This is a genomic window from Myxococcus hansupus (assembly GCF_000280925.3).
Taxonomy (GTDB): Bacteria; Myxococcota; Myxococcia; order Myxococcales; family Myxococcaceae; genus Myxococcus; species Myxococcus hansupus.
The window spans coordinates 3,377,636-3,394,009 of the sequence record NZ_CP012109.1 but is presented as its reverse complement, the minus strand read 5'-3'; the positions used below and the strand labels follow the sequence as shown (position 1 = coordinate 3,394,009).

At 70.9% G+C, this 16,374-nt stretch carries 12 protein-coding genes; 6 read left to right on the top strand and 6 right to left on the bottom strand.

Features of this window, described 5'->3' with window-relative positions:
- Positions 1-18 precede the first annotated feature (18 nt).
- Entirely contained in the window at positions 19-2,700 is a 2,682-nt protein-coding gene (locus A176_RS13250; RefSeq protein WP_002636603.1) for an HTH domain-containing protein, read from the bottom strand.
- Between the two features lie 98 nt (positions 2,701-2,798).
- Between A176_RS13250 and A176_RS13245 the strand changes: the two genes are divergently transcribed.
- Entirely contained in the window at positions 2,799-4,994 is a 2,196-nt protein-coding gene (locus A176_RS13245) for an outer membrane protein assembly factor BamB family protein (protein WP_044889126.1), read from the top strand.
- 15 nt (positions 4,995-5,009) lie between these two features.
- Here A176_RS13245 and A176_RS13240 read toward each other — a convergent pair whose 3' ends face one another.
- Positions 5,010-5,927: a hypothetical protein gene (locus A176_RS13240; protein ID WP_002638450.1), complete on the bottom strand. Its 918-nt coding sequence runs from the start codon at positions 5,925-5,927 to the stop codon at positions 5,010-5,012.
- Positions 5,928-5,978: 51 nt separating this feature from the next.
- Here A176_RS13240 and A176_RS13235 point away from each other — a divergent pair, with 51 nt between their 5' ends.
- The gene (locus A176_RS13235) at positions 5,979-7,010 is read left to right on the top strand and encodes an alpha/beta fold hydrolase (protein WP_002638451.1); all 1,032 of its coding nucleotides are present in this window, start codon (positions 5,979-5,981) and stop codon (positions 7,008-7,010) included.
- Here A176_RS13235 and udk read toward each other — a convergent pair whose 3' ends face one another.
- The gene (gene udk / locus A176_RS13230) at positions 7,011-7,646 is read right to left on the bottom strand and encodes a uridine kinase (RefSeq protein ID WP_002638452.1); all 636 of its coding nucleotides are present in this window, start codon (positions 7,644-7,646) and stop codon (positions 7,011-7,013) included.
- 68 nt (positions 7,647-7,714) lie between these two features.
- Positions 7,715-9,364: an MbnB/TglH/ChrH family RiPP precursor modification enzyme gene (locus A176_RS13225; RefSeq protein WP_044889232.1), complete on the bottom strand. Its 1,650-nt coding sequence runs from the start codon at positions 9,362-9,364 to the stop codon at positions 7,715-7,717.
- A gap of 84 nt (positions 9,365-9,448) precedes the next feature.
- On the opposite strand from A176_RS13225, the gene A176_RS13220 reads away from it, so the two are divergent.
- From A176_RS13220 to A176_RS13205, 4 genes are all read left to right on the top strand, one after another.
- Complete coding sequence (locus A176_RS13220) at positions 9,449-10,267, top strand: GNAT family N-acetyltransferase (protein WP_002638454.1); 819 nt, start codon at positions 9,449-9,451, stop codon at positions 10,265-10,267.
- A gap of 140 nt (positions 10,268-10,407) precedes the next feature.
- Positions 10,408-11,241: a hypothetical protein gene (locus A176_RS13215; RefSeq protein ID WP_002638455.1), complete on the top strand. Its 834-nt coding sequence runs from the start codon at positions 10,408-10,410 to the stop codon at positions 11,239-11,241.
- A gap of 304 nt (positions 11,242-11,545) precedes the next feature.
- On the top strand, positions 11,546-12,244 hold the full coding sequence (locus tag A176_RS13210) for a response regulator transcription factor (protein ID WP_002638456.1): 699 nt from the start codon (positions 11,546-11,548) through the stop codon (positions 12,242-12,244).
- Positions 12,213-13,856 (top strand): sensor histidine kinase, encoded by a 1,644-nt coding sequence (locus tag A176_RS13205; protein ID WP_002638457.1) that lies wholly within the window; start codon positions 12,213-12,215, stop codon positions 13,854-13,856. The genes A176_RS13210 and A176_RS13205 overlap by 32 nt, the downstream gene beginning before the upstream one ends.
- Here A176_RS13205 and A176_RS13200 read toward each other — a convergent pair.
- On the bottom strand, positions 13,844-15,022 hold the full coding sequence (locus tag A176_RS13200) for a hypothetical protein (RefSeq protein ID WP_002638458.1): 1,179 nt from the start codon (positions 15,020-15,022) through the stop codon (positions 13,844-13,846). The genes A176_RS13205 and A176_RS13200 overlap by 13 nt on opposite strands.
- A gap of 7 nt (positions 15,023-15,029) precedes the next feature.
- Positions 15,030-16,355: a hypothetical protein gene (locus tag A176_RS13195; RefSeq protein ID WP_002638459.1), complete on the bottom strand. Its 1,326-nt coding sequence runs from the start codon at positions 16,353-16,355 to the stop codon at positions 15,030-15,032.
- Positions 16,356-16,374: the final 19 nt, after the last annotated feature.

Below are 16,374 nucleotides of genomic sequence, written 5' to 3'. Positions count from 1 at the left end.
ACCGCCCGGAGCGCGACGTCAGCTTTCGCGCTCACCAGAGGGCCCACTGGGAGCCTTGGACGTGTCCTCGGATGCTTCCCCCTCGCTGGGCGGGGAGGCAGGCTCGGACGTATCCGCAGCGCCGTCGGGACGCGCGAGCGCCTCCGGGCTGGGTTCCGAGGCAGCCGCGTCCGCCTCGGCGGCGATGGCGGCCACGGTGTCCGTCGGCGCCGAGCCCTGCGCGCTCGTGGACACAGTGGGCGTCGCGGTGGCCTGAGGCGCCGCGCCGTTGGCGGACGCCCCCGACACGCTGACGTCGGGCGTGCCATCAGCGGCAGCGTCGGCACTCTTCACCGGCGACCCGCCGGCTCCGCTCACGGAGCCCTCTCCCGGAGCCACGGCGACGACGCCGGACTCGGCCAGGAGGGCCCCAGCAACAGCGGCGTCGGCGGCAGCCCCGGCGACGGCGGCAGCCTCACCGGCCCCAGGCGCACCTGAAGTGGTCTCGCCGACCCCAGAGGAACCTGAAGCAGCGGCGGAGCCGACCCCAGGAACACCAGCAGTGGTCTCGCCGACCCCAGAAGAACCCGAAGCCGTCTCGCCGGCCGCAGACGCACCGGAAGCAGCAACGCCGCCCTTAGACGCACCTGAAGCCGTCTCGCCGGCCGCAGAGGCACCGGAAGCAGCAGTCTCGCCGGCCGCAAGCGCACCCGAAACAGCAGTCTCGCCCGCCGCAGGCCCGCCTGAAGCAGCGGCATCGCCCGCCCCATGCGCACCCGAAGCAGCGGCACCGGCCACGGCTTCACTCTCGCCCGGAGCCGCCGCGACGCCGGACTCACCGACTACGGCTCCACCCGGAGCAGCGGCTTCACCCGCGGCAGCCCCAGCACCGGCACCAGCTTCACCCGCACCAGCCCCGGCCACGGCTTCACCCGCAGCAGCGGCACCGGCTTCACCCTCGCCCGGAGCACCGGCGGCGCCGGCCTCACCCGCGCGGTTGCCACGGCCGCGACGACCCCGACGACGACGACGGCGGCGCTTGCGGTCGCCCTGAGCCCCTTCGGCTCCGGCCTCACCCGCGGCCCCGTCAGGACGCGCACCGCCGACAAAGGCGCTGGCGGCCTCGAGGTCCTCATCATCGCCTTCCTCGTCGTCGCCCTCCTCGTCGTCCTCACGGCCCTGCGAGACAGGCGCTGCCGGCGCGGGGGCCGCGTCACGCGCCTCCTCCGCGGCGGCTGCCGGGGCAACCACCTCCCCATCACCCGAGGACGCCTCGCCAGCTTCACGGGCCTCCCGCCGCTCACGCTCGCGGCGACGCTTCTCCCTCGGACGCTCACGCTCGGTCTCGCGCTCCGGAGCCGCGGCCTCCGTGGTCTCCTCGCCCTCCCGAGCCTGCTTCTCGCGCTGACGCTCCTCGCGGCGCTTCTGGGCCTCCTCGGCATCCAGCTTCGCGGCATCGAAGAACTTCTCGTCGACCTCGAACAGCTCGACCTGGGTGACGGCGACGGCCGTCTTCGCCTCCAGGAACTTCTCGCCCAGCGCGTCACCGCACCAGAGCATCACCAACGAGCCGCTGGCCTGCGCCTCGGTGCGCGCATCACCGCGCACGTCACCCGCGCTCACCAGCAAGCCCACCTGCGCCGAGTAGTGGCCCAGGTCGCGCCGCAGCTCCTGCACCGACTTGCGGTCGATGCCCGGCGTGCCCTTCAGCATGCGCACCGCGTAACGCAGCTCCACGCTGCCCTCGCGCTTGCGCGCCGTGAGCAAAGGGCCTTCCTTGGACCGCTTCGCCACCTTCAGCTCGCGGAAGCCCAGGCCGTGCATCATCTTCACGACGGACTTCTCGAACGTGCCGACGTCCAGCTCGCCCAGGCGCTTGCGCAGCCCACGCGCCACGGAGCGGCGCGCATCCTTGAGCGCGGCGCGCAGCGTGGACACCAGCGCGGCATCCGCCTGGGGCTCGCCCGCGGCGGCGGACGGCTTGCCCAGCAGCGGGCGCCCTCCCTCCAGCGGGATGCCCAGCGCCTGCGCGAACGCGGCCTGGAGCTCCAGCGGCGGGGCCTCGCTCGGGGCACCGGCGCGCTCCAGCGACACCTCGCCGGAGTCCTTGCTGAAGGCGTACTGCGGGCGGCGGCCGGCGTCGATGCGGCGCTGGTTGTCCTCCAGCAGCGCGGTGAGCACCGCCTCCACCGAGGTCTCCTCGGAGCACAGCTCCTTGGCCCGGGCACGCTCGATGATCTGCTCGGTGCGAAGCGCGACCTCCGCGTCGCTGAGAATCTCGAACACCACCTCGGGCAGCGGCGGGAAGCGCTTGCGGCGTCCACCGCGCTCCTCGTCCTCGTCCCGGCGGCGCTTGCGGTCGCTGCCACGGCCCGCGACACGGACGTTGTCCGTGCGAGGCTCGGGGTGACGCTCCACCGGGCGCAGCGGCGGCAGCTCCTCTTCCGGATGCGGCTCCACCACGCCAGTTTGAGCCAGTGCCTCGACGTCCTCGGGAATCGCCCAGTCGACCAGCGCGAAGGTATCCTTCGCGGTAACGAGCACCTTGCGGTCCCGCGTGCGGCGCGCCATGGCTGCGAGGCGCGACAGCATCGTCACCTCAGGCGTCTTGCCCACGTGGGAAAGCAGGCTCTGCTCGATGGACTTCTCGGTAATTTCAAGGAAGTGGAGGGGACGACCTTCGCTCTCCAGGATGCGGAGCGCGGCCTCGTAAAATGTCATCGAGTATTCCCCAGGAATTCCGAACGGTTACAAAAATGTAGGTCCGTATAGGCGGCGGATGCTAGCCATCGCTAAACTGGCTTGTCAACGAACGCAAGATGACCCGCATACGCATCGGACAGCGCTGGAAACGCGAACCCGCGGCTTCCCCGCTCGATTCCATCGCACTGGAATTGGACGGGGTGGACCTTCTGTCCGGGGCCGTGGAGGAGTCTCTAGCAGAAGTGGTGCCCTCCCTGGTGCGCTCAGTTGCGGCGCTATACGGGGGGCGACACCGATTGGCCCAGGTCTCCCTGCCTGAAGCCCACCTGGAGCTGGTGCTCCGGCGTGTGGGTCCAGAGGTGGAGCTGCTGGTGGCCAACCTCGCGCGCCCGGCCCGGCTGATGCGGCCGCCCGTGCGGGTGGAGCTGGAGGAACTGGCGGAGGCGGCCCGGGAGGCCGGGGAGCGCTTCCTCGCGGATGTCACGCGGACAGGCCCCAAGACGCTTTCCGCCTCCCTCGCCCAGGCCCTCAAGGAGCCGCTCAAGGGTCTGCGGCGCCCCGCCCGCCCGCCGGACGAAGCCCCCGCCCGCCCCGCCACACGCCGCCACGAGCCCACCGAACTCCCTGGCTTCGGCTTCGAGCTCCGTGACGCCGGAGTCCCCACGGGCCGAGGCGCCGCCAGGGCCACGGCGGGACTGCTCGCCCCGCTGCTGGCGGCGGGTGAGGTGTGGCTGTCGCTGCCCGGCAAGTCCGAGGCCTGGAAGATATCCGGCCCGCCCTTCCTCACCGTGCTGGAGCTGTCCCGGCTGGCGGTGGAGCTGTCGCGCGCGGTGGAGCTGGGAGAGCCCCGCTTCGAGCTGGCCCCCGCCGGCGTGAAAACGGCGCTGCTGGTCGACTTGAAGTCGGGACAGGCGAAGGTCGGCCGCACCGGGACGGCGTTCCCCCTGGCCGGCAACGTGCTCGCCGCCGCCCTCTTCCATCTGGGTGAATCCCTGGCCGCGGCCTTCGCGGAGGCGGACCGGGCCCTGGTGAGCAACACCTACCGCGTGGAGCTGGCGGAGCGCTGCCGCGAGGGCCTCTCCCACCTGCGCGGCCCCGTCCAACCGCCCGAGGCCCAGCGCGCGGCCCGGGACAAGAAGCCCCGCCCCGGCCAGGGCGCATCGCGGCCGCTGAAGGTGCCCGGGCGCCTGCGCCGGCTGCGCTTCGCGAAGCTGTGGGAGCAGCGCGGCCTGCCGGATGCGGAGGAGTCGCGCCTGCTGCTCGGCCGGCACGGTCCGGTGTACTGCGCGCCGCAGCTCGCGTCGGCCTTCTCCCGCAAGGACGGGACGCTGCTGTGGAAACGCGCCGCGGCGCTGGGCGTGGCGGCCTCGGCGGACGGCCACGCCGTGGCGGCGGACATCGCGCGCGTCTACGGCTTCACGGGCCGGGGCGGCGGCGCGCGCTGGCTGCACGACCATGACGGCATCCCCCTGGGGCCGCTGCTACTGCGCAAGGACGGGCTGCTGCTCACCCTCTCCGAGGACCGCACGGTGGTCGCCTTCGCGGAGGCCACCGGGCGCGAAATCTGGCGACTGGCCCCACCCCGGACGCAGCGAAGCTGGCTGGCCACGCAGGGACACCGGGCGCTGGTGGGAACGGACTCGGGCTATCTCTACGGACTCGACCTGGAGGACGGACAGGTCCGCTACCGCATGCGGGCGCCCATGCCGTTCCACGGCGCTCCGGTGGCCTGGGGCCGCCGCTTCCTGGCCATGCTCGGGCGCGGCTCGCACTGGGCGCTGCTGCTCGCGGACGCGCACACCGGCGAATCCATCTGGACGTGCGAGCCGGACCTGTCACACCTGTCCGCGCCACTTCCGGTGGGCTCGCGGGTGTTCATCGCGGGCGAGCGCGACCGGGAGGGCATGCTGCTGTGCCTCGACGGCAAGGGCCGGCGCCTGTGGGAGCGGCCGCTGAACCTGGGCCCGGGCCCGTATGCCCTGGCCCCCCTGCCGCGCGCGGTGGTGGTGACCAGCGCCTCGGGCGCGGCCACGCGGGTGGCGGCCTCCGGAACGGTGGACTGGCGCGTGGGCGTCTCGGGCGAGCCGCTCATCAGCGCGTTGCCCGCGCACACCGCGCGGGACGTCACGCTGATTCCCGGCGAGAAGGTGCGGGCCGTGGACCCCCGCGGCGGTCAGGTGCTCGCGGAGGTCCAGGCCGGGGTGGGGCTCGTCGCGCTCCAGGCGGACGTGCGCCTCAACCTCTACTTCCTGGATGATGCCGGCACGCTGTCCGCGTACCGGCTCGGCTCTCACTTCGCCGTGGTGGATTGACCCCGGAGGGGCCGCCTAGTTCCGCGCGGCCTTCGACGGGTCAATCTCCTCCTCGGGGCGCTCTTCCTGGGTGGCACCCTCCCAGGACTCACCAGCGCCGAGCTTCCAGTCGGACGGGATGGGGTCCACCTTCCACACGTAGGTGGCCGCCGCCGTGCCGCCAGAGGCCGCGCTCGAGGAGAGGTTGATGGTCATCTCCATCTTCGCCACCTCGTTCGGCAGCAGGTCCAGGTCGTAGTGCCCCAGCAGCATCTGCGGGGGGAACTCGCGGACGAAGCGCTCCGGGTGGTCAATCTTCATGGACGGGTCCGCACCGCGCATCTCGCCGAGCAGCTTCCCCTTCGCGTCCGTGAGCTTCCACACCGTGTCGAAGGAGGCGCTGGTCAGCATCTTCAGCACCTTGCCCTCCTCCTTGAGGACACGCTGCGCGCCCCACACCGCCATCTGCAGGCGAATCTGCGGCTTGCCCAGCACCATCACCACGTCCGAGGAGATGATGTCCAGGCGCATGCCCTTCTCGGTGGCGGTCCACACCGGGCGGTAGCGGCCCTCGCGCATGCTGTCGAACGTCTTGCGCGTGTACTCGTAGAAGGCCTTGCGGTCGTTGGCGCGGTCATCCTTCGCGCCGCTCTCCGCGCGCTTCTCCATCTCCAGCAGGTAGTCGTCGAACTTCGTGTTCCCGCGGAAACGGGTCAGGTGCGCGTCCACCTGCTCGAAGTAGTTCTTGAAGAAAGGCTTCAGCTCGTCGCGGTAGCTGGCTTCGTCCGGGTTGGCGCGCATCCAGCCGACGCGCTCGAGGTACTCCGCATGGATGCGTTGCTGATCCGCGTTCCGCTGCGCTTCCAGCGCGCGACCACTGGCGCTGCGGTAGCTCATGACGGCGGCCAGCAGCACACCCGCGATGATGACGATGACTCCGAAGTAGCGCTTCAAGCGGCAGTCTCCTGTGCCTTTGTCCCAGCAGTGATATGAAAATTCCCCAACGTGATCCAGGCCACCGGCACCCACGTGTTCACCACGCCTCTTCCCTTGGAGGAAGGAGAGCTGCTGGGCAATCCCCAGGTGGCTTGGGCCGCTTACGGAGAACCATCAGACGGCAAAGCGGTGGTGCTGCTGCACGACCTCGCGAACTCGCACCTCGCGTTGGGGCCGGTGGAGGACTCGGCGTACCAGCCTTCGGGATGGGGCCGGGCCCTGGTGGGGACGGGCCTCGCGTTGGACCCCGCCGTCACGCCCGTCATCTCACCGGGGCTGCTCGGCAGTCCCTTCGGCAGCACGTCGCCCGCGACGATGAACCCCGTCACGGGCGCACGCTGGGGGCTCGAGCTGCCGCCGCTCACCGTGCAGGACATGGCGCGCGGGGTGTCCGCGTCCCTGCGTGCGCTGGGACTGAGCCACGTGCGCGCGGTGGTGGGCGTGGGGCTGGGCGGCCATGTGGCCTTGCGGCTGGCCGCCTTGTTCCCGGACCTGGCTGAAGGCGTCGTGGCGATTGGCTCCGCGCGGGCGCTCACCGAAGGCGTGCGCGAGAAGCTGGGCCTGTCATGGCAGGTGCTGCGCGCGGACCCGGACTATCGAGACGGGCTCTATGCGCCGGACGCACCGCCGCGAAAGACGATGCGCAAGCTGCGCCTGGACTTCCAGAAGCTGCTGTGCGGACGCGAGTTCCTGAGCGCCATGTTCCCCGACGCGGACACCGCGCGCGCGGCGCAAGAGGCGGACGCGGACGCCTTCGCCAATGCGTTCGACGCGGTGTCCTGGGCCTCGCTGTGCTCGGCCTACGCGGGCAGCGACGTGTCGGACGGCTTCTCGCAGATTCGCGCGCGGGTGTTGCTGGTGGCCGGCGCGTCGGACGCCATGGCCCCGGTGAACCGGGTGCGGGACACCTACCACCTGCTGAGCGCCGCGGGCGTGAGCGCCCGCTTCCTGGAGCTGCCGGGCCCGGGGGACCATGCCTCGCTGCTCCTGGATTCGGAGCGGCTGCATGGCCCGCTGAGCGACTTCCTGCGGCGGTGCTGACTACTCGCGCGCCGTGGGGCCGGAGAGCTTCCCGCGAAGGGCGCCCACCAACATGCCGATGGCGATCTCGTTGTTGCCGCCGTGCGGGATGATGATGTCCGCGAAGTGCTTGGACGGCTCCACGAAGCCCATGTGCATGGGCCGCACGTGGCGCAGGTACTGACTCACCACGTGGTCGAAGTCGCGGCCGCGGTCCTTGATGTCGCGCGTGAGGCGCCGAAGGATGCGCAGGTCGTCATCCGCGTCGACGTAGATCTTCACGTCCATCTCATCCCGGACCTCCTTCATGTGGAGGACGAGGATGCCTTCGATGAGGATGATGTCGCCGGGCTCGACGTTCTTCGTCTGAGGCAGACGGGACGACGTCACGAAATCGTAGACGGGCTTCTGGATGGGCTGACCGGACTTCAACGCCTTCAGGTGCTGCACGAGCAGCTCCCGGTCGAAGGCGTCCGGGTGATCGAAGTTCACCTCGCGCCGTTCCGCCAGCGGGAGGTCCTTCAGGTCCCGGTAGTACGAGTCCTGATCAATGAAGGCCACGCGGCAGTCAGCCAGTGCCTCGCGAACCTTGCGAGCAACGGTGGTCTTGCCGGACGCGGTGCCGCCCGCAATTCCGACGACAAGGGGGGACGCCATGGCGGCGCGACCTATCTTACCGGGACGGTCCGCGCAAGGGTTCGGTCCAATCCCGGACAATTCTTGACCTAACCTCGGCGGATCAGCCCTCGCTCGCGCGCCTCGGCCACGAGCAAGGGGTCCACCTCCGCCTCTGTCACGGCCTGCGCCGCCAGTTTTCCAAGGAATCCCACCAATCCTCCAGACGCGCTCGTCAGCTCCGTCCCTCCGGACCTGCGCCGGGCGATGAAGGTCCACGGCCCCGGCTCTGGACGCCGCGACACCTGGAGCAACGTCTCCAGGCCCGACAGCTCCAAGGCGCCGCTCGCCCACGCGCGGGCCGTGAGGTGGCGGCGCACGGCGCGAGCGGCATAGACGAGCTCGGACAGGTCCACCGGGAGTGACCCCAGCCGCACGTCCTCGGCCAGCCCCACCTGCCCAGGCCCCGGCGCGGGCACCCGCCGCATGAACAGGGAGGGCAGGAGCATCTCCAGCGTCAGCACCGCGGAGGCCCCCTCCTCCTTCTGCTCTCGAAGGCGGCGCATGGCCCAGGAGGCGAAGGCCTGCCCCGGCGAACGCCCGCCTGCCGCGAAAGTCTTCCGGAACTCCTTCGAGCCCGTGAAGGCCGCCAGCGACTCCCGCGTCCCGGCGAGCAACAGGCGTGTGAGCGGCCACTCCCGGTCCAGGACCTCGGCGACCACGGCCAGGCGGAAATCCTGGTCGGCCACGGTCCCCGCCTCGTCCTCCACGGAGCTGGCGGGCGCCGCGGCATAACCGGCGTCGAACAACGCCCAGGGCTGGCTGCCCTCCGTCAGCGGTGGCACGTCGACGGCCTCCGGCACGCGAAGCGTGAGCGGCGGACGCGCCCCCGCAGGGACCAGCTTGCGCAGCCGGCGTAACGACGCCAGCGCGACCTCGGGCGGATGGCCATCCCCTTCGAAGGTGACGGCGCGCAGGGACGGGCAGCGGGGAATCAGTGACGCCAGCAGCGTGAACAGCTCCTCGCGCACGGGCTGCGTGTGGTCATCCACGTAGAAGCTGCGCGCGCCCCGGTGCGTGACGACGCCGCCCGCGATGTGCAGTTCGATGACCTGGTCGAGCGGGAAGCCATCCAGCCCCGACTCCAGCGGCAGGCCCGCGGACAACTGATGGCTGAACAGGTGCCCCAGGTCCAGGAGCAGCGGCAGGCCGGTGCGCGCGTGAAGCTTCGCCATGAAGTCGAGCACGTGCCAGTGCCCGCGCCGCGCCAGCACCGCGGGGTTCTCCAGCGCGAGCGGCCTGGACAGGTGCCGCTGCACGTGGAGCGCGTGCGTGACGCATTCCTCCAGCCCTGCCTCGTTGAACGGCGGCGTGAAGTAGAGGTAGCCGGGAAAGGGCTGGCCCTCGACATGCCACCACCCCACGTCGTTGCCCACCCACGGGCTCTCCACGGCGCGCGCGTGGGCCTCCAGGTCCATCAAGGCCTGTGCGGGCTCCAGTGCGGGGCCCCAGAGGTTGAGGTGGACGGGGTGGAACAACACGGGCACCTCGTGCCGACGGCGCCACATCTCCGGGAACAGCGACGCGTGCGCCTTCGACGCCTCCAGCGACAGCGGCGCGCTGTACTCCACGTAGTCGAAGAGGCCGGGTGATTCGTCCAACATCCGGTAGGGCTGCGGCACGTCCGCCACGCTCAGGTTGCTGCTCAGGCCCAGGCCCCGCCAGGGCAGTGTCCACGCTTCGGGCGCCGCATGCGTCATCGCCTCAACGTAGACGCGCCGGGTGCCCTTCGCCACACGCCAGTCGAGGTACACTCGCCGATTCCCTCAACCCCCAGGAGCCCGATGACCACCTCCACCACTCGAGCCGAGATTGACGAATCCAACGCTCAATACCGCGGTGCATGGAGACTGTTCGCGCTGGGCAGCAAGGCCGGGGAGGTCGTGGAACGCTCCGACATCTACATCACCGCCTGCCACGTCACCTGGTCGATGATGAACGCGGCCTTCCTGCGCGAGCCCGTCGAGACGGAGCAGGCACTCGCGGCCTCCGCTGCCTCGGCCGCCCGTTACTTCGCCGCGGGCAAGCACGGTTGGTGCTTCGTCATCAACGACGACTGGCTGGCCCCCGCCGTGCGCGAAAGCGCGCCCTCCATCCTCGCCTGGTATGGCCTCAAGGCCGACATCAGCGTCACCGGAATGGTCGCGGACGGACTGCAACCGCCCACCCGTGCCCTGCCCTCATTTGACGTGCGCGCGGTATCGGATGCCTGGGGCCGCCAGGCCGTGGCCGACATCAACTCAACCTCGTACGACGTCCCTCGACACTTCGGCCGTGAGGCCTTCGACGAGGAAACGCTCTACGGCCGAGACTGCCGGGGCTTCGTCGCGTGCCGGAATGACGAAGCCGCGGCCAGCACGTTGGTGATGCGCGTGGACCAGGCCGCCTACGTCGCGCTGGTCGCGACCCTGCCCCAGCTCCGCCGTCAGGGCGCCGCCGAGGCCGCGATGCGGCACGCCTTGGAGAAGGCCCAGCAGGACTGGGGCATCCAGCGCACCGTCCTCCACGCCACGGACGCCGGCCAGCCTGTCTATACCCGCCTGGGCTACCGGCCGGTGACGCGCTTCCGCATGTACATGGCCCCGCCTCCGGGCCAACACTGACACGCTTCGAGGTCATTGAAGAATGCCGCTCTCGCACGAAATGAATGCCAAACACTTCAATGGCGCGAGGCTTATGGCAGACTGACCCGCCAGGGGGCTTGCGTCGTGTCTTGCATTGCCCAGCCTCACGGAGTCGATCCATGGCCAAGTGGGATGAGCTCGTCCTGGCGGTTCTTCCGCGGGCGGGAGGCAGGCTGGAAGCGCCCGTTCCAGTGTCGCTGGTGGAGGCGATGCTCGGCGTCCAGGAGACGCAGCTCGACCTGCTGCACGGCCTTCGCCGGGACGTGCGCCCCTTTCATCGAGGCCCCTTCCATACCGCCCGGCAGCACCTGGAAGCGGTGCGCGCGGACGGCGTCCCACGCGACGTGCGGCTGGAACGTCTGAGGGCCGCGCGGGAGTCCATCAAGGAGGCCCTGGCGCTGGAGCACGACAAGGCACGCCAGTCGCTCCTCGCGCTGCACCTGGGACTCTGCTGGTGGGCGTTCGGCGCGGAGCGGGACGCGCGGGAGTGGACGCACCTGGCCCACCGCTCGGCCGTGGAGGCCATGAAGGAGATCCTGGTCGACGCGTCGACCCCGCCGGGCCTCACTCGCAACCGGGTGCTGGACCCGGCGCTCAACTTCTTCATGTTCTTCACCAGCGCGGCGACGCTGGGCGCGGGCTACCTCTTCTGGGACCGCGTCCTGAGCCGCCACACCGGCAAGGTGATGGGACGCGCGCTGGCGCAGTTGGAGTCCCTGGGGGACTACGTGGACGCGCTCGGGGAGATTCGGCTCCGCCTGGGCGAAGTCCCCAGCGATGTCGCCCGCTACGAGCTGACCCACGGCGTGGATGACCGCCAGTCCGTGGCGCGCATCACCATCCGCAAACTCATCAGCGACCGGGAGGCCATCTACTTCAACGGCCGGGAGACCCGGAAGGTCACCTGGAACGACCAGGAGCGCTCCGAGGTCCTCACCCGCGAGCGCATCTGAATCCGGACCTGTCACCGTCCCGTCAAAACGTGTTTTCAGGAATGCCGCGAGCGGAACGTCAGACCGGCCCGCCATAGTAGCGGCACTTCCTCAACGGGGGCGGCGGTGTTGGTTCAGACGATGCTCATCTTCATTCCAGTGATTCTCCTTTTCGCCGCGGCGGTCGCCATCCCGCGGCCCCGCCGGCGCTCACGCCGGTAGTCAGGCAACCCGGCCGGGGGTACGACAGACACCCCGGCCGGCTTCTCGCGTCGGACACGTGTAGACTGAGGGAGCCGTCGCACCTCCTCCCTTCCGAGCAACCGTGGCCGAGCGTCTCAATGTCCTGGTCGTCGACGATGATCCCCACCTGAGGGAAATCGTCCGCTTCGCCCTGGAGCAAGGTGGCTTCCGGGTGGAGGAGGCCGCTGACGGCCGCGCCGCCCTGGCGCAGGTGGACCGGGCACTTCCAGCGCTCATCGTCCTGGACATCATGATGCCGGAGCTCGACGGGCTCGCCGTCTGCCGCGAGGTCCGGCGCAAGCACGAGCTGCCCATCGTCTTCCTCTCCTCGCGAGACGACGAGGTCGACCGCATCCTCGGCCTGGAGCTGGGGGGCGACGACTACCTGACCAAACCCTTCAGCCCCCGGGAGCTGGTGGCCCGCGTGAAGGCGGTGCTGCGGCGTGCCCGGCCTACGCCGGCGCCGGAGCCCGAGGCGCCCACCTCGCGCATGCAGGAGCGCGGGCCGCTGCGCATGGACGCCGAGCGCTGGCGCGCCTGGTGGAGCGGCACCGAGGTGGTGCTCACCGTGACGGAGTTCCAACTGCTGGCCACGCTGCTCCGCGTGCCCGGCAAGGTCTTCACCCGCGACGAGCTGATGACGCGCGTCTACGACGACGTGGTGGTCAGCGACCGGACCATTGACAGCCACGTGCGCCGGGTCCGGCAGAAGTTCGCGTCCGCGGGCGGAGAAGTCATCGAGACGGTGCATGGCCTCGGCTATCGGCTCGCCCTCCCCTGAGCGCCGCGCGCGCCCGCGCCTGTGGCTCGTGTTCGCCGCCGTGGGCGTCGCGGGCTTCATGCTCACCTTGGCGGGGCTCGCCTTCGTGCGCGTCTACGACAACCAGCTCATCCGGCAGACGGAGTCGGAGCTGATCGCCCAGGGCGCGGTCATCGCGGAGGTCTTCCGAGATCGACTGCGGGACGCCGAGCCGCCCGACACCTTCGGCCGCGAGCGCACCGCCCCGTGGCCCTTCCCCATCCCCGACGACACGCGGCTGCGGCCCATCCTCCCATCGCTCCGTGCCGCGGACGCGCCGCTGCCCGCCGGGGACACGCCCAAGGCCTCGCGCGTCCCCGCCGAACCGCTGTCCCAGGCCGCGGGGCAGCGCCTGACGCCGCTGCTCGAACAGGTCCGCGCCGCCACCCTGGCCGGCATCCGCGTGGTGGACACGGAGGGCGTGGTGGTGGCCAGCAGCAGCGCCGCGCTCCTGGGTGCCACGCTGGCGGACCGCCTCGAGGTCCAACGCGCCCTGCGCGGCGAGCCCGTCAGCGTGCTGCGCCGCCGGTACGCCGAGCCCGAGGACACCCCGCTGGCCTCCCTCAGCCGCGACACGGGCATCCGCGTCTCCGTGGCCCTGCCCGTCCTGGAAGGAGACCGCGTCTGGGGCGCGGTGGTGCTGACACGCACGCCCATGACGTTCGCCAAGGCGACGTACGCGGACCGGTGGAACCTCACCGCCACGGGCTTCGTGCTGCTCGGCGTGGTGGCGCTGATGTCCCTGGCCGCCGGCGCGCTGGTGGGCCGGCCCCTGCGCGCGTTGATGCGGCAGACGCGCGCCATCGCCGCGAGCGACCCCGCCGGCTTCGAGCCTGTGGCCCGCCCCGTCGTCGCCGAGTTGGCCGAGCTGTCCGAATCGCTGGCCGGCATGGCCACCGCGCTGAGAGACCGGAACCAGTACATCCGCTCCTTCGCGGCCAACGTGTCCCACGAGTTCAAGACGCCGCTGGCCTCCATCCAGGGCGCGGTGGAGCTGCTGCGAGACAGCGCGGACGCCATGACGCCGGAGCAGCGCGCGCGGTTCCTCGCCAACGTGGACGCGGATGCCCGAAGACTCACCCGGCTGGTCCAGCGCCTCCTCGAGCTGGCCCGCGCGGACTCCATGACGGCCACGTCCGCCCGGACCGAAGTGGCGCCGGTGCTGGACGCGCTCGCCACCCGAGTCCGCGCAGAGGGGGTGTCCAACCTCCAGGTATCGGCGCCTCCTTCGGGACTGAAAGTGGCGCTGCCGCAAGAGGTCCTCGACGACGTGCTGTGGCAGCTCGTCACCAACGCGCGCCAGCATGGCGGAGAAGACGTCCAGCTCCATCTCGCGGTGGAGCAGGAGGACGAAACCTCCACCGTGCGAGTCCTCGTGCGGGACACCGGCCGAGGCATCTCCGAAGCGAACCGGGCGCGCATCTTCGACGCTTTCTTCACCACCGCCCGTGAGCGCGGCGGCACGGGACTGGGCCTGACGATTTCGCAGTCCATGCTCCGGGCCTTCGGTGCGCGGTTGGAGCTCCTGCCCGCGACGGACGTGGGGACCACCTTCGCGGTGGTGGCCCCCCTGCCCCGGCTTCAGCGGAAGTAGCTGCCGGAGATGTCCACGGAGTAGCCCAGCTCCAGCGTGGGCGCGGACGCCGCCACCAGATACTGACGGAAGTGGAGCGCCTTTCCGGGCAGCCCCGACGCCCCGGCCTCGGAGACGGACGCGGACTCATACTGCTCCAGGCTGCCTCCTTCCCGGCGGTAGTTGAACACCGCGGGGAAGTGCGCCCGGGCGCGCAGCTCCGCCACCGGCCACGACACGCGAGGCAGCGCGAGGTGCAGCCGCCCGGAGAGGTGGAAGACGCCCAGCTCGCGCGACAACACCACCTCCAGCGTCCCCGTCGTTTCACCCAGCCGCGCGGGAGCGGCCTTCAGCGTCAAGCTCCCCTCCTCGGACATCACGGGGATGGGGATGGCGTTGAGGGTGACGCGCTCCAGCCGGTGCCCCTCGGGGAGCACCAGGTCCAGCGGCTGCTCGCGGTCCAGGCTCAGCGCGTAGCTGACCCGCAGCGTGGCGCGGCCCTCCAGCGTGGAGACCCAGGACGCGTTGGCCTCGGTGATGCGCGGCTCCAGCGGCGGCCGCACCTGCTGCTTCTGCTGGGGCGACGTCTGCGCCAGCGCGGCCCGCCAGCCGACGCGCAGCGCGCCCTGCTGGGGATAGACGGCGAACGCCTCGCCACCCAGCGTGGGCAGGGGCTCCGCCAGCGTGAACACGGAGGTGTCCGCCTCCAGCGACAGCGGCACCGGTGACACGTGGGCGCCGAAGCGAAGCTGCGCGCGGCGCTCCGGGCCCGCGCCGGGTGAACGGACATGGAGCCCCACATCGAAGACGTAGCGGCCCGCCTTGCGCGTGAGCAGGCACAGGTGCCCGTCGATGACGCCCACGGTGGCGCCTTCGACCGCGGGCAGCGTGCCCGGGAAGGTGTCCGCGTCGAGCTGGAGCAGGCGCACCTGCGTCCAACGTCCGTCCGCGAGCACCTCCACGTCGAAGTGTCCTTCCACGAAGAGCGCATCCGCCGTGAGCCGGCCCTTGAGCTGGCTCTTCACCAACGCCTCGGTGGGCGGCGGCGTGGTGGGGGGCGCCTCGCGCTGGGCATAGAGCGGAATCAACTCCTCCAGCGGGACGGTGGCGGTGCCCGAAGGCGACGCGGCGGCGGCGGCCTCGGCCGTGGTCAGGAGCAATCCAACGATGAGCGGTACGGTCCACATGGCGGAATCAGCTCGCTTCCGGGGTGACAGGGGTGGAGACGGCGGGAGCCTCGGCGGCGCGCGGAGGCTCACCGGGCAGTGACAAATCGGAGAGGAAGGCCCGCACACCGGCGCGGGTGGACAGCACCATCAGGCCCAGCAGCGCGGCGAGAATCTCCAGCGTGTAGATGAGCCCGGTGTAGCCCTGGAGGATGACGGCGCCCGTGGGCACCACCAGCGTGGCGGCCCAGAGCCCCGCCACCACCAGCGTGCGCTCCTTCGGAAAGAGCCAGCGCACGTACACCACCACGGCCGCGCCCAGTCCCAGCGCGCACAGCACATAGGCCGCATAGAAGTTCATGAAGGCCGCGAGGTACGCGAGCAGGACGAAGAAGAAGCCGTACACGGCCGCCAGCAAGTACGTCTCATGAAGCGCGAGCTGGCGGCGGTGGCGCAGCCCCAGCGCGGCCAGCAGCGCCAGCAGTCCCACGAAGGGCACCCAGGCGCGCGTGGCCATGGTGCCCACCAGCGCGTCGAACGTCTTCTCCGAGGGCAGGATGACGCCCAGGTTGACGCCGGACTCCAGCGACTGGAACGCCCAGTCCAACGTCACCGCGTCCCCCGTGGCCGTCACCGACGAGGCCGCCAGCACCCCCGACGGGTAGTCGTAGTTCTCCCCGCCCTCCACGGCGACATGGACGCGCACGTCTCGCGCAGGCAGCGCCGGGTCCAACCGGTACACGAACGAGTTCAAGCCCCGAGCGCGGTAGCGGATGTTGAAGCGCGACGTGGCGCCCTTGGCGATGCGGCCCGTCCACACCAGGCGGTTGCCGGACTCGCCCAGGTCCAGGCTGGACTCCTTGCCGTCGACGAGGAACTGGAGCTCCGACAGCAGCACCTGCGACTTGTCCATCTCCATGGGGAAGATGAAGGCCACGTCGATGTCGGTGCTCTCGCGGTTGACCACCGCGTAGTCGGCGCTGAGGGTGAAGTCGAAGCCGGAGAAGTAGCGCAGGCCCCGCTTGCGGTAGTTCATGTGCGCCTGCACCTCGACGTGCTGGCGGTCGAAGGGCAGCGGCTTCAGCTCGGTGAAGATGGTGCCGCTGTGCACGTAGCGCAGGGATGGGGCGGGCTGCGTGACGGGGGCGCCCCAGCGGTCCTCCACCCCGGCGGCCAGCTCCGAGTTGGCGAAGTCCGTCCGGTCCGCCACCTGCCCGGCGATGACGGCCGTGGCGAACACGACGATGACCAGACTGCCGAAGACGTGGTGGGCCACGAGCCAGCGGAAGAGCCGGCGCGCCGTGCTTTCGGACGTGCGCGCCGGGCGGGGCGGAAGCGGTGGAGGTGCGTTCATGGGCGCAGGATGGGCGCCC